Here is a 15,304-nt window from a genome sequence, read left to right as displayed (position 1 = left end):
TAATCTGAGTTTGTATTCTGTATAAAGAAAATAAACATTTTATTGATATATTAAATTTATCGGTTTTTTATATAAAAAGTTAGATAGCAATATGTTTTATTCAAAGTAAGAGAATCACACCTTTGTCCTTTTTTAAGAATATAAAAATAAAAATGCAAGGGTTTACAATAGGACAGATAGCCTGAATGCTTGAATGTTTCAACTATAAATGGATGTAAGGTTGTAAAATCGGGTTTTAAAATCTGTTATGCGGAAACACGGTAGTTTGAGAAAAGGTTTTATTGGTATATTAATAACATTTTTTGATATATCTGGTAATCGTCTTATCCATCGGGTTTTCCCTTACTTGTCTCGTAGTGGGAGGAAAGAAATGAGTGCAATAACCGGAATATATCATTTAAATGGGGAACCCATACCGTTTGAACATAGTATGGGAATCATGAAAGCTTTATCTCGTTATCCAGCTGACAATACCGATATATGGCACAAGGAAAATATTTTTTTGGGCTCCCATGCACAATGGATAACATCCGAATCTATTAATGAACAATTACCTTACTATGATTATGAAACACAGTTGGCTATAACTGCTGATGCTATTATTGATAATCGCAATGAATTATTTGATAGATTACAAGTAGAACAGGCATACAGAAGAGAGATGCCTGACAGTAAGTTGATTTTGCTAGCGTATCAAAAGTGGGGAGAAGATGTACCAAAGTATCTGATTGGCGATTTTGCCTTTATGATTTGGGATGAGAGAAAACAATTACTCTTTGGTGCACGTGATTTTTCAGGAAGTCGGACTTTGTACTTTTACCGTAATCAAAATCAATTTGCTTTTTGCACCAGCATACAACCATTGTTTTCTTTACCGTACGTCGGGAAGGATTTAAATGAGAAATGGTTAGCTGAATATTTAGCGATACCTAATATGCTTGATACAATAGATGCATTTTCAACAGTCCATAAAAATATAGAACAAGTGCCGCCTTCTCATACGATCTCTGTAATCAATGGAAGGATAAGTCTTTCGAAATATGATACATTGTTTGTAGGGAAACGATTACAGCTTAAATCTAATCAAGAATATGAAGAGGCGTTTCGAGATGTATTTGAAAGTGCAGTCACATCAAGACTACGTACTCATCGCAATGTCGGTTCCCATTTAAGTGGAGGATTAGATTCGGGTGCAGTTGCTAGTTTTGCTGCCAGAGCTCTGCAAAAAGAGAATAAAAAATTATATACATTCAGCTCTGTACCTGCAGAAGGCTTTGTTGATTGGACTCGTAGCCATACGGTTGCTGATGAGAAGCCGTTTATCCAATCTACAGTACAACATGTAGGAAATATTACAGATCATTACTTGAATTTCCCAGGGAAAAGTTCATTTTCAGAAATTGATGATTGGCTTGATATTATGGAAATGCCGTATAAATTTTTTGAAAACTCTATTTGGGTGAAGGGGATTTATGAAAAAGCCCAGCAACAAGGAGTTGGAGTGCTCCTAAATGGGGCAAGAGGAAATTTCACGATTTCTTGGGGGCCAGCTTTAGACTACTATGCGGTTCTATTAAAAAAGTTGAAATGGCTTCAACTTTATCGTGAAATCGATTTATATGGTAAAAATGGTGGAGTGGAAAAATCGAGAATCCTGAAAGTTGTAGGGAAGAAGGCATTTCCGTTCATAAACCGTATGATTTCTTCACAACAGCAATATGAACTGCCAATGTTGATCAATCCAGAACTTGCGAAACGTACAGATGTATTTAACAAACTTGAAGAACATGGCATCAAAAAAACGGGGGCTTCTGTACCTAGTATATATGAAATTAGGCAGAAACATTTTGAACAGCTAAATTTATGGAATACGACCGGTACAAGTGGAACAAAACTGTCCTTGCGCTATGGTTTGCAGGGGCATGATCCGACGAATGACTTACGAGTAATTCGATTTTGTTTATCTCTCCCGCTCGAACAATTCGTTCAAAATGGTTTAAACCGAGCACTTGTCCGAAGAGCGACAAAAGGTTTTCTTCCTGACAAGGTAAGGCTGAATCGGCGTCGGGGTGTACAAAGTGCTGATGTGATTCACCGCATGGTTCCCTCTTGGGAAATATTTATCGGAGAACTTCAGCAGCTTAGTGCGGACCCTGTGGCCTCTGAGTTTTTCAATATAGAAGTTATTAAGAACGCAATTTTGAAGATGCAAGGAAAACCACAACCGGAATATGCATTCGATCCAGATTTCAGAATTTTAATGCGTAGTCTTATCGCGTATCGATTCATCAAGAAATTTATTTGAAAGGAGGTGATACTATGAAACAAACATGGCAACCACCAGTATTAGAAGTGCTTGATATCAACATGACAATGGCTGGACCAGGACTTTCTAAAGTTGACCAAGTCTTTGAAGATGAGGACGAAGAAGGCGCACTTCATTACAGCTAATGCACTAATATTTAAATGAGATTTATATGCTTTACAGCCCTTATATAGTTTAAAAACAGTATAAGGGTTTTTTTTTAATCAATTTTTCAACTATTTGGAGTGAGAAAGATGATACATACTGTAAAGAAAGAGATTTACAAAACCTTCGGATTAACCCTATTAAGTGAGATTCCTCTACCGGAATTGCCTCAAGTAAGCAATTATGAAAATGAAGTAGACGTAAGAATCGAAACTGCAGACTTGTCCAAGTTATGGAGTGAGTTGTCCTCCAAAAAGTCAGCATTCGTAGTCGAAAAAGAATCAATTATGTTCCAAATCCCCGAAACTGCTACGTTTTGTATCCGAAATGGAGAAAAAATTATTGTTTCACCTATGGAAGGGTCTGACCAAGATAAGATTCGACTTTATATTCTTGGGACTTGTATGGGTGCATTATTGATGCAGAGAAAAATACTTCCCCTGCATGGAAGTGTAATAGCCATCAATGGAAAGGCATATGCTTTTGTAGGAAGATCGGGAGCTGGGAAGTCAACCCTTGCATCGGCTCTGCTAAGAAAAGGATATCAACTTTTAAGCGATGATGTAATCGCTGTGTCTCTTTCTGAGGATAATACTCCTTTTGTTACACCATCTTACCCGCAACAAAAGCTATGGAAAGAGAGTCTTGATCAGTTTGGAATGGAAACGACGCATTATCAGCCTTTATTTGAAAGAGAGACTAAATATGCTGTACCAGTTTCATCTAAATTTCTTAATGAATCGTTACCACTGGCAGGTATATTTGAGTTAGTGAAAGTAGAAAATGAGGATGTCGAAATCCACCAGATTGAAGGATTAGAAAGACTGCGTACATTGCTTCGTCATACATATCGGAACTCATTAATCCCGCGGTTAGGGATGATGGACTGGCATTTTATGCAATCTACAAGTATCGTAAACAAGGTAGATATGTTTCAATTGAGGCGCCCTATTTCGAAATTCACGGTGCATGATTTAGTATCCACAATTCTAGATTCTTTAAAAGAGGAGGAAAAAAATGATGAGTAAACAAGAAATTTCATTAAACAGTTTTATCGTACAGGGACAAGAAAATGTAGTGAGCGATATGGATGGAGAGAAAGTGATGATGAGCATCCATAATGGAAAATACTACAATTTAGGAGGGCTAGGCGGTGAAATTTGGGATTTAATTAATGAATTAATATCAGTTGATCAACTAGTTAATATATTAATGTCCCGATATGCGATTGAAGAGGCAGAGTGTAAGAAACAAGTACTCTCTTTCCTAAACCACTTGTATTCAGAAGAATTAATCTTGATCAATGAGAAAGGTTGATTTGTATATAAATACAAATTAGAAAACCGACATAAAACTCTTCTTTTTAGGTGGGAGAGAGCATCCGGTCATGCATAGAAGCGGTCAGATCCTTTTCCTGCCCCGTACCAAGTTAAAAAAAAGAGAGAAAATGAGTGCAGGTCACCCTTTGTTATCCATAGCCGCAACTATATGTCGAAAAATCAAAATGGATATATATAGCTGAATGTTCCAGATTTAATAGATTAGGAGTAGGATCGATGAATATCATAAATAAAGCAAAAGCTTTCTTGTCGTTCGATACGAGAACAAAGGTGTTACTTTTAGAAGCTTTCTTTTATTTAGGTTGGGCTCGTATTCTGAAAAGTATACCGTTTTCTAAAGCTGCTCCTATATTGGGAATTCATATGGCAGAAACATCTTTAAGCTATGATGAATCGGACAAGATTATGTTAAGGAAAATTTCTCAAGCAGTGCATATGATGAGTCGTTATACATTTTGGGAAAGCCAGTGTCTCGTTAAAGCTATTGCTGCAATGAAAATGCTGGAGAAGCGTCATATTGAAAGTACGCTTTATTTAGGAACCGCGAAAGATGAGACAGGAAACATGATTGCCCATGCGTGGTTGCGCAGCGGGCCCTTTTATATTACTGGCGCAGAAGAAATGAAGAGATTCACTGTTGTTGGTAAATTTGCAAGAAGAATAGGGTAAAAAAATCTTGAAGGAGAATGAGATGGATACCGGTTGTAATCTTGATTTGAGCCATTTACCTAAAGAATTGAAATTGTTACTTGAAATTATAAAGAAAGAAGATAAAGATCTACAAACAATCCAAAAAGATTGGTTTATCGATATTGATTGGAACAAATTTTTGAAACTGACGCTGCATCATCGCATGTACCCCCTTATTTATACAAAAATGAAGGACATTGATAAACAGCTAGTTCCTTCACATGTTGTACAAGCGTTAAGTGCATACTCCAAAAGGAATACATTCCACATGCTTCATTTGAGTGGAGAGATGGGAAAGGTAAGTAAATTATTTGCTGAAAACCAGCTCCGTCTCCTATTTTTGAAGGGACCTATTCTTGGCGTAGATTTATATGGAGATATTTCGCTTCGAACATCAGGGGACCTGGATGTTCTTGTTCCTATGGATGATCTTGGAAAAGTGAACGAGTTACTTGTGAAGAATGGTTATATCAAAGAGGATGATTTCCCTACGGTTATGAATGAATGGAAGTGGAGACGTCACCATACAACTTACATGCATCCGATGAGTAAAGTGAAATTGGAGATTCATTGGCGACTACACCCAGGCCCGGGAAAGGAACCGCGCTTCGATGAGTTATGGAAACGAAAAAGAACTAGCCCTATCACAAGTTATCCTGTCTATTTTCTAGGTAGAGAGGATTTGTTTATGTTTCTTGTTTGTCATGGCACTAGACATGGTTGGTCTAGGATTCGATGGTTAGCAGACATTGACCGTATTGTAAGGCAAGAGATGGATTGGAAAGAGCTTAATTTCCTTTTGAAAAAATATCAATGTAATCATCTGGTAGGTCAGGCACTTGTTTTATCTTCTCAGCTGCTCAATACTCCGGCAACAGAAGAGACAAAAGTGTTCATGTCAGGAGAACGATTCACGCAATTAGCGCAAATTGCGATATATTACTTGGAAAGTATGATTAATTTGCATACAGATCCAGTTCCAGAAGAAGTTTCAAAATATCATGAACGGTATTTATATTCGTTAAAGACAAGCTCTCAAAAGTTATTGTTTCATCTCAGTTGGTTGTATCCTTATCCTCAGGATGTGGAAACTTTACCATTGCCAAAACAGTTGCATGTGCTATATTTTCCTTTACGACCTATTTTGTGGATGTGGAGGAAAATGATGGGTCATAAGGAGATGTGAAAATGAGAAATATTTTATACTTTATCAAGCAATTATACTCTTTTACTGGAAACATTCTCATTGTTAATCTCTTGGGAATGGTATCGGTCAGTCTTGTAGAGGGAATCGGCATTTTACTATTAATCCCTATGATCAGTATTAGCGGAATTGCAAAGATGAATGAAGCAGCAAGCCCGCTTTCAGGACCATTAGGATTTCTAAGTGATCTTCCAACAAATTTAGGATTACCACTTGTATTAGGAATATATATCGTACTGGTTGTGGGGCAAGCGATTTTGCAAAGAAACATCACGATTCGCAATGCAAAAATTCATATACGTTTTATTAACCATTTGAGAATGGAAACTTACCGTGACCTGTTGCAAGCCAATTGGAGTTTTTTTGTGAGAAAGAGGAAATCTGATTTGATTAACTCTTTGACAACAGAATTGGGCCGTGTCAGCGCAGGTACGAACTTGTTTTTACAATTGCTTACTTCATTGGTTTTTACATTTATACAGATTGGTTTCGCTTTTTGGTTATCGGCAGATATAACAATCTTTGTGTTATGTTGTGGTGTTGTGCTTGCCTTTTTTTCCCGAAGATTTATTAAAAAATCGAAACGGTTAGGTGGCCGGACCTCAGAGAATTCAAAAGCTTATCTTGCAGGTATAACAGATCATTTTAATGGGATTAAAGATATAAAGAGCAATCTCCTAGAACAATCCCGTATTATGTGGCTGCGTAATTGGGTAGAAGATGTGGAACGTGAGCAGTTTGCATCTATTACGGTGAGAAATAATTCTCAGCTCTTTTATAAGGTCGCATCAGCGGTTTGCATTGCTTTTCTTATTTTGTTATCGGTCAATTTGTTTCATACGAAAACTGAGCAATTATTATTAATTATTCTTATATTTTCCCGATTGTGGCCGCGATTTTCAGGCATACAATCAAACATGGAACAAATTGCATCGAATCTTTCTGCGTTTAAAGATATGCTGGAATTACAAGAAGAGTGTAGGAAAAGTATGGAATTAAAAGATGTAGAGCAGAATTATAATTGTGTGAATCCAATTCAGATAGAACAATCCATTGAGTGCCGAAATATCTCTTTTCGTTACAATAAACAGGATTCTGTATACTCCCTGAAAAATATCAATTTGTGCATTCCATCCAACTGTATGACAGCTATCTCAGGGCGTTCCGGCGCTGGGAAGAGTACATTAATCGATATTGTAATGGGACTTATGCAACCAGAGAGCGGACAGTTATTAATAGATAATAAACCTTTGACAAGTAAGGACCTATTATCATTGAGGAAATCCATTAGCTATGTTCCTCAAGATCCATTTTTATTTAATGCTAGTATAAGAGACAATTTGAGAATGGTTGAGCCAAATGCAAGCGAAGAGCAAATTTGGGAAGCATTGGATTTTTCTGCTTCTGCTGAGTTTGTTAGCAGGCTTCCGCAAGGAGTGGATACACTTATCGGCGATAGAGGAGTCAGACTTTCAGGAGGAGAACGGCAACGGCTTGTTTTAGCTAGAGCGATACTTCGAAAGCCATCCATTTTAGTATTGGATGAGGCGACCAGTGCACTAGATGCTGAAAATGAAGCGAAAATTCAAGAGGCATTGGAAAGACTGAAAGGAAGCATGACGATCATTGTCATTGCGCACAGATTATCCACTATACGGAAAGCTGATCAGGTAATTGTAATGGACCAGGGGCAAATCATTCAGAATGGCAGTTTTGCTCAACTGGCGACAGATAAAAACGGTTTGTTCAGCAGTTTATTGGGAAAACAAGCCGAGGTAAGCCTTTGAGTATTGGCATCTATGGTTTTGACTGATAAAGGCGGGAAATGTACTGCTTTTATTTCTTCAGGACATTTATCCCGCATTAACGGGCAGTAATACCCCATCTCAAGATTTAAAAAATGTAGAAGAGGTGGATAACTGCCGTTTCAAGCGCCAAGTACGTCCAGGTGATCAGCTTCGTTTAGAAGTTAAAATGACACGCGTACGTGGACCGATTGGAAAAGGATAGCTATATATTTAGCAAAAAAGATGACAGGTTCCTTAAAAGGTAACTGTCGTCTTTTTGTATGGAGGATTCGTAATTTTAGGTTTGGGGTGTTTTCTCAATTTCCCCCTTTCTATAATAAAGCAAAATTGAAAAAATAATAATTATGATATATAAATACAAATTAAAAAACCGACATAAAGCCCTTCTTTTTAGGTGGGAGAGAGCGTCCGGCCATGCATAGAAGCGGTCAGATCCTTTTCCTGCCCAGACATAGTGAAAACAAAGGGAGAAAACGAGTGCAGGTCACCTTTTGTTATCCACAGCCGCGGCTTATATGTCGAAAAATCAAAATGGATTTATATAGATTGTAATTGAAAAACTACTTGGTGTCGTTTCTCACATGGAAGAAAGTAGTGTGAAAAGTAGTAGTTTAACAGCACGAGGAAAGTAAGGGGGCAGACAATTGATTTTTAAGAAGAAAGCATCACGTCAACGTCGGCAGCTTATTGCATATGAAAAGCCGAAATCAGCTGTTTCAGAGCAGTACCGAAATATACGAACAAACATTGAATTTGCATCTGTTGATAAGAAGATTCGTTCGTTTCTTGTAACATCAGCAAATTCGAAGGAAGGAAAAACAACAACAGTTGCTAATATCGCGATTGTCTTTGCGCAACAAGGAAAAAAGGTGTTACTGATTGATGCGGATTTACGTAAGCCAGCCTTGCATCAAATGTTGCAAATCGATAATCTTTTCGGTCTAGCGGACGTATTAACACGTAGTAAAAAACTGGAGATGTGCGTAGAAAAGACAAGCGTTGGTAACTTAGACTTTTTATCATGTGGATCAATCCCACCAAACCCAGCAGAATTGCTTGGAGCAAGTTCAATGAAAGGATTACTTTCAGAGGCATATGGCATGTATGATCTGGTTATTTTTGATACTCCCCCACTTTTACCGGTTACGGACGCGCAAATTTTGGCGAATCAATGTGATGCTTCTATACTTGTTGTACGTAGTGAAGAAACAGAAAAGGGTACAGCGTTGAAGGCAAAACAGGTATTAGATGGTGCAAAGGGTAAATTACTTGGCGTCATTTTAAATGATAAAGAACAAACCGAATCAGAGTATTACTATTACGGTTCGAACTAAATAGATAAGAAGAACAGATGAAGAATATATAAATACAAATTAAAAAACCGATATAAAACCCTTCTTTTTAGGTGGGGGAGAGCATCCGGCCATGCATAGAAGCGGTCAGATCCTTTTCCTGCCCCATGCCGAGTGAAAACAAAGAGGGAAAACGAGTACAGGTCACCTTTTGTTATCCATAGCCGCGGCTTATATGTCAAAAAATCAAAATGGATTTATATATATATTGGTATCCATCTTGAGGTGGAAGTTTATAAGATATTTACATTTAAAAATTGTTATTAAGTTATCTTTAACAGGGTTCATTATGATATATTTAAATTATATGATTGTTATAAACAGGAGAAATAACCAGGAATTTCAAAGTTGAGTGAAATTCTTGCAGGTACGAATGATGGTAAACCGACATGATATTCGTTTGGGGATATTGGCCATACTTCAGATCGATTTGTTGTATATACAAAACTTATGTCTAAGCCGAACTTAGAGAAAAAATCGTAGATGAAGTGAGGAGCCCAATTTTCATTTGTTCAATTGGGCTTTTTTGATGTGAAATGATAGGAAGTATATGGAGATAACATTTTGAAATTGATTCTGTTTGGAGTTATAAGAATGAGTAATGAAAGACCGAGAAATAAAAAGTAAATATAATATGGAGGGCTATACTTATGGCAATACTTGTAACAGGTGGAGCAGGATATATTGGTAGTCATACATGCGTGGAATTATTAAATAGTGGTTATGATATCGTAGTAGTTGACAACCTTTCTAATAGTTCAATAGAATCGTTAAACAGAGTAAAAGAAATAACAGGAAAACAATTTAAGTTTTATAAAGAAGATCTTCTTGATTGTGAGGCAATTGATGCGATTTTTGAAGAAAATACAATCGAAGCAGTTATTCATTTTGCTGGTTTAAAAGCAGTTGGAGAATCTGTGAAAATTCCACTTACGTATTATCATAACAATATTACAAGTACATTAGTATTATGTGATGTAATGCAAAAACATAATGTGAAGAAGATGATTTTCAGTTCATCGGCAACTGTGTACGGTATCCCTGAAACATCACCGATTACGGAAGAATTTCCATTAAGCGCAACAAACCCGTATGGTCAAACAAAATTGATGATCGAACAAATTATGCGTGACGTGGCTGTAGCTGATTCCGAGTGGAGTATCGCATTACTTCGTTACTTCAATCCATTTGGTGCACATACTAGTGGTTATATCGGGGAAGATCCAAACGGAATTCCGAATAACCTAATGCCATATGTAGCACAAGTGGCGGTAGGCCAGTTAGCAGAGTTAAGTGTATTTGGTAATGACTATCCAACAAAAGATGGAACAGGTGTCCGTGATTATATCCACGTTGTTGACCTTGCTGATGGGCATGTTAAAGCCCTTGGAAAAGTATTACGAACAGCCGGAGTAGATGCATATAATCTTGGCACAGGTGTCGGTTATAGCGTCTTAGAAATGGTACAGGCATTTGAAAAGGTTTCGGGAAAGTCAATCCCTTATAAAATTACAGAGCGTAGATCTGGGGATGTTGCTGTGTGTTTTGCAGACCCTTCTAAGGCAAAACAAGAATTAGGATGGGAAGCAAAGCGTGGCCTTGAAGAAATGTGTATCGATTCATGGAAATGGCAATCAAGCAATAAGAATGGCTACCAAGAAGTATAGTATATTTGGGTCGAATATTTGGCTTTCTTTGTATTACACAGTAAAAGGAACTCCCCGCTTTATCCATACGCTGGATAAGGCGGGGAGTTCTTTTGTATAGGCAAGACATCATATGGGGAAATATATATGTAAATGTGCTGAAACATAATATAAGTTAGTTGTGGAATTTATTTCCATGTATGATGGATTTGGTACTTTGTTCCTGCATGGGACGATTAAGGCCGATTCTAGAAAGAAGGTTACCGCTATGAAGAAGATTCTATTTTGGATACTTGGTATTATCGGTGTGCTTGTAATTGCGGGTGGCGGTTATGCATATTATATGTATTCTTCTGTTTCAGGTACGCTAAATAAAGTATATAGTCCGCTTGAACGAGATCATTCTGTGAAGCGATCTACTGATGTGGAGTTAGGAGAAGTTAAGCCCGTTTCCATCTTATTGCTCGGTGCTGATGAGCGCGGCACAGATAAAGGGCGTGCGGATTCGTTAATGTTATTGACGTTAAATCCCAAATCCAGTTCGATGAAAATTGTAAGTATTCCTCGTGACACATATACAGAGATTGTTGGAAAAGGGAAAAAAGATAAAATTAATCACGCCTATGCATTTGGCGGAATTAATATGACTGTAAATACGGTTGAAAATTTCTTAGATGTTCCGGTTGATTATTATATTGAAGTCAATATGGAAGGTTTCAGTGATATTGTTGATGCTGTTGGTGGTGTCGATGTTTATAACGACTTGGCGTTTACATTAGAAGGCATGTCATTTGAGAAAGGGAATATTCATTTAAATGGCGAGCAAGCGTTAAAGTATACGCGTATGCGTAAGCAAGATGCACGCGGTGATTTCGGTCGTCAAATGCGTCAGCGTCAAGTGCTGGGAGCTGTTATTAGTAAAGGGGCAAGCGTATCGTCCCTAACAAAACTTGGCGATATGTTACAAGCAGTTGAAAAAAACGTTAAAACAAATTTAACGCAAGATCAAATATTTGATATGCAGAGTAATTATAAATCTGCGATGCAAAATAAAGAAGAGATTCAAATTCCTGGAGATGGTCATAAGCAAGGTGGTATTTGGTATTACTTCGTACCGGACAAGGATCGTCAAGACCTTTCTAATAAGTTAAGAGAACATTTAGAGTTGCCAAAGCAGTAACATGTGTATAACAAGCCCAATTATCTCTCATGAGAAATTGGGTTTTTTTGTGATGGAATGAATAAAAGTGAACAAATTTTAACAGTACTCCAACAGAAGTCCCCTTCCTCAAGCACTTGCAGGGCATAGCCCAGGTGGTAGGGAGGGGATGAATGTTGGACGTGTATAGCACGAAATTTCTATTTCCTTTTTATGTCACATCATGTATGATAGTACTAGAAATAGGTGCGAACATGTATTCTGTTTTGTGTTTAGGTATCTGAAACACTACAACGAAAAAAGAGGAAGGTGATGACAATGTTGCTGAGTCAAAAATACGAAATTTTCCCAACCAAAGAACAAAAAGAAATGTTAGAGCGTTGGCTACAATATTGTCGTCAAACCTATAATTCTGCTCTTTTAGACAAACAGAGAAAAATATACACGTTCTGACATGCAAAAGCAACAAACAATAGATAAGAAGACCTATCCTTTTCTAAAAGAAGTGCCATCACAGCCTTTACAAGAAGTATTTTTACGACTGAAAAAGGCATATGATGGCTTTTTTCGTGGGGATTCCAAATATCCAAAATTGAAAAAGTATAAAGAATATAACAGTCTCACTTTCACGCAATTTGGATTCAAACCGAATGGAAAACACCGTTTTGCAATGTCATTTGCGGATAACCGAAAATTATATAACAAACGACTAGGAGAAATCGATATCCTTCTTCATCGTCCGATAGAAGGAACCATCAAACAACTGATTATTAAACGCCAATCCAAGAGGTGGTACGCTATTTTTAGTGTCGAAAGACAAGCCACACCTTCTTCTATTGATATAGAACAGACAGTCGGTATAGATGTAGGGATAAACAAATACGCTGTTCTTTCAAATGAAACGGCATTTGAAAATCCAAGATTTCTCTGCCGAAAAGAAAAGCAACTTAAAAAAGCACAGCGTAATCTTTCAAAGAAAAAGAAAGGCTCTGCGAACTATATCAAACAAGTAGAACGGATTCGACACCTTCACGAAAAGGTAGCGAACCAAAGAAAAGATTTTTTACACAAATTAAGTTATTACCTTACCCAAGAATATTCGGTAATTTGTATGGAAAATCTCAATATCCGAAATATGGTGCGGAATCGAAAGGTAGCGAAGTCAATTTCTGATGCGGGGTGGGGTGCTTTTCGTAATATGCTGCTGTATAAGTGCGAGAAATTTGGAGGTCTACTTGTGAAAGTAGACCCAGCATACACATCGCAAGATTGTTCTAGCTGTGGGAATCGTGTGAAAAAATCGCTTTCGATTCGGACACATGTTTGTACAAAGTGTGGAACGGTATTAGACAGGGATTATAATGCGAGTCTAAATATTTTGCGAAAAGGGTTAGAGCAATTACTTGTGAGAACGACTGAAACTGTAGGGCAAGATTGTGTCCAAACAGTATAAATGACGCCTGTGGAGAGTATGTAAGACTGCTTGGGTACTCCCAAGCAGCAACGCTCTATGAAACAGGAAGCCCCTTCTTCAAACAACTCGTAAGAGTGTTAAGGAGGGGTCATTCACATTATGAAATCCAGTGATTCACAGATCTGACTATATGTTATGATAAATGAATTAAGTTAGTAACATACTATTTGTAAAGGATATATGAGACGAGTGAAGCTGATGAATAAGAGACAACAAGAAATTTTATATGTTTTGTTATCTAAATCTGATGGACATGTATTAGTGCAAGATCTTGCGGATAGAGTGAGTTGCTCTGAAAAAACAATTCGTAATGATTTTAAAGCGATTGAAGATTATCTTGTGAAATATTCGAATGTACTTCTTGTTAGGAAACCTGGATTAGGGGTGTATTTAAATATTGAAGAAGGTGAAAGAATAAAGCTGTTTAATAGACTTTATAGCGTAAATAATCGTCCTAAATATGAATCTGACGAAGAAAGAGCTCTGCAAATTGCGTATAACTTGTTGATGAATGTAAAACCAGTTACAGCACAAGATATGGCTTCCAAGCATTTTGTAAATAGAGCAACTATAAAGAAAGATTTAGATAAAATTGAGAAGTGGCTGAACCGTATAGATTTAGCATTAGTTTCAAAACAACGAGTAGGCTTAACAATTGAAGGTCATGAAAAAAATAAAAGAAAAGCATTGGCTAGATTATCAGAGTTGATTAACAACCCAGAACTTACGAATCAATTTATTAAAAAGCAATTTCTAAATCATGAGGTTGAATTCGTAATGAATGAATTGAAAGCGTTACAAAAGCGGCATTCTATCTTTTTTACAGATGATGCATTTGAAAGCTTACTCTTGCATACGCTGCTTATGGTTCGGAGAGCGAAACTAAAACAACCGATTTCAGTTTCTAAAAAGGAAATTACGATTATACAAGAAACGAAAGAATATGAATGGGCACTTGAGTTTCTAAAACGATTGGAATTTGTGTTCACTATTCATTTCACAGAAGAAGAAGTGACCTATTTAACAGTGCATATTTTGGGCGGGAAATTTCGTTATCAAGATAGAGCATGGCAAGGAGATAGGCTTGCTGAAAGTAATCCCATTCTTTCTAAGGTTGTGTTACATTTACTGACAAGTATGTCCCAGTTACATAGGATTGATTTTAGTAAGGATCAAACATTAATAGATGGATTGAAGGTTCATTTATATACGACGTTAAATCGCTTGAATTATAATCTTTCTGTATCAAATCCGATGTTAAATGACATAAAAAAAATGTATCCATATATGTTTGACATGTTGATTCAAGTAATAGAGGAAATAAATCGTTTGTTTGAACTTTATATTCCAGAAGAAGAAGCAGCTTATTTAACACTACATTTTCAAGCATCTATCGAACGATTAAATAATACTAGAGGAAAGCTTAAAAATGTAATTATTGTTTGTCATATGGGGATTGGAATGTCCCAGTTATTGCGGACAAAGATTGAACGAAAGTTTTCGAATGTTCATGTGATGGGATGCATAGCAAAAGCGGATTTAGGGGATTATTTAATGCAACATCAAGATGTGGATCTTGTTATTTCTACTATCTCGCTTCCACAGTTAAGGATTCCTCATCTGGTTGTATCTCCACTATTAGAATCGACGGAAGAAAGGAAACTAGAGGATTTTATGAAACAACTTGATGAACCGAAACGTAAAGAACAAAAAGAATTTGCAATGCTCAATTACACAACTCCTTTCTTAGTTTTTTTACAACAGGATGTAGAACATCATTATGAGTTAATTGAAAAACTAGCAAAAGCCTTGCATGATAAAGGTTATGTAGAAAAGGAGTATGCTGACAATGCAATTATAAGAGAAAAAATGTCGGCAACAACTATTGGGGCAGGTATCGCGATTCCTCATGGTAATCCTAAGTTTATTAAACAGTCAGCGATTGCAATTGCTACGTTAAAGAAACCAATTGATTGGGGTTCAGAGAAAGTATCGCTTGTATTTATGCTAGCTGTTAAGAATGATGGACAAGAGGAGACGAAACAATTGTTTCGTGAGCTATCTTTTATAAGCGAACAACCAGCTTTTATTCAAACACTTACGAGAGAAACAAATGTAATGAAGTTTTTATCTTATTTACATGATTAAAGAAAAAGCGAGG

11 protein-coding genes and 2 pseudogenes are annotated in these 15,304 nt (G+C 36.8%); all 13 read left to right on the top strand.

The features are described from left to right. The first annotated feature begins 370 nt into the window (after positions 1–370). The 13 genes and pseudogenes from QUF99_RS27010 to QUF99_RS26950 all read left to right on the top strand — a co-directional run bounded on the left by QUF99_RS27010 (position 371) and on the right by QUF99_RS26950 (position 15,291). Positions 371–2,305 (top strand): lasso peptide isopeptide bond-forming cyclase, encoded by a 1,935-nt coding sequence (locus QUF99_RS27010; RefSeq protein WP_289374201.1) that lies wholly within the window; start codon positions 371–373, stop codon positions 2,303–2,305. Positions 2,306–2,319: 14 nt separating this feature from the next. Then, entirely contained in the window at positions 2,320–2,451 is a 132-nt protein-coding gene (locus tag QUF99_RS27005) for a paeninodin family lasso peptide (protein WP_289374200.1), read from the top strand. A 108-nt stretch (positions 2,452–2,559) separates the two neighbouring features. Beyond that, a complete protein-coding gene (locus QUF99_RS27000; RefSeq protein WP_289374198.1) occupies positions 2,560–3,498 on the top strand; it encodes an aldolase in 939 nt (312 codons plus the stop codon). Further along, positions 3,488–3,787 (top strand): lasso peptide biosynthesis PqqD family chaperone, encoded by a 300-nt coding sequence (locus QUF99_RS26995; protein ID WP_289374196.1) that lies wholly within the window; start codon positions 3,488–3,490, stop codon positions 3,785–3,787. The genes QUF99_RS27000 and QUF99_RS26995 overlap by 11 nt, the downstream gene beginning before the upstream one ends. Positions 3,788–4,026: 239 nt before the next feature. Beyond that, positions 4,027–4,479, top strand: a complete 453-nt coding sequence (locus QUF99_RS26990; RefSeq protein ID WP_289374195.1) for a lasso peptide biosynthesis B2 protein — start codon at positions 4,027–4,029, stop codon at positions 4,477–4,479. 22 nt (positions 4,480–4,501) lie between these two features. Next, positions 4,502–5,686 carry a nucleotidyltransferase domain-containing protein gene (locus tag QUF99_RS26985; protein WP_289374194.1) on the top strand — a complete coding sequence of 395 codons (1,185 nt, stop codon included), beginning with the start codon at positions 4,502–4,504 and terminating at the stop codon, positions 5,684–5,686. Between the two features lie 2 nt (positions 5,687–5,688). Beyond that, positions 5,689–7,491 (top strand): ABC transporter ATP-binding protein, encoded by a 1,803-nt coding sequence (locus QUF99_RS26980; protein ID WP_289374193.1) that lies wholly within the window; start codon positions 5,689–5,691, stop codon positions 7,489–7,491. 64 nt (positions 7,492–7,555) lie between these two features. Next, a pseudogene (locus QUF99_RS26975) lies at positions 7,556–7,711 on the top strand (hypothetical protein); the annotation flags it as partial. A gap of 445 nt (positions 7,712–8,156) precedes the next feature. Next, entirely contained in the window at positions 8,157–8,846 is a 690-nt protein-coding gene (locus tag QUF99_RS26970) for a CpsD/CapB family tyrosine-protein kinase (RefSeq protein ID WP_289374192.1), read from the top strand. A gap of 668 nt (positions 8,847–9,514) precedes the next feature. Then, on the top strand, positions 9,515–10,531 hold the full coding sequence (gene galE, locus QUF99_RS26965; protein ID WP_289374191.1) for a UDP-glucose 4-epimerase GalE: 1,017 nt from the start codon (positions 9,515–9,517) through the stop codon (positions 10,529–10,531). 247 nt (positions 10,532–10,778) lie between these two features. Next, the gene (gene tagU / locus QUF99_RS26960) at positions 10,779–11,690 is read left to right on the top strand and encodes a polyisoprenyl-teichoic acid--peptidoglycan teichoic acid transferase TagU (protein ID WP_289374190.1); all 912 of its coding nucleotides are present in this window, start codon (positions 10,779–10,781) and stop codon (positions 11,688–11,690) included. Positions 11,691–11,981: 291 nt separating this feature from the next. Beyond that, positions 11,982–13,122 (top strand): annotated as a pseudogene (locus QUF99_RS26955) (RNA-guided endonuclease InsQ/TnpB family protein). Positions 13,123–13,341: 219 nt separating this feature from the next. Next, positions 13,342–15,291, top strand: a complete 1,950-nt coding sequence (locus QUF99_RS26950) for a BglG family transcription antiterminator (RefSeq protein ID WP_289374188.1) — start codon at positions 13,342–13,344, stop codon at positions 15,289–15,291. Positions 15,292–15,304 lie beyond the last annotated feature (13 nt).

It is taken from the genome of Bacillus sp. DX4.1, assembly GCF_030348195.1.
Taxonomy (GTDB): Bacteria; Bacillota; Bacilli; order Bacillales; family Bacillaceae_G; genus Bacillus_A.
Note: the sequence above shows the minus strand (reverse complement) of the source record. Positions and strands in the feature narration are given on the sequence as shown.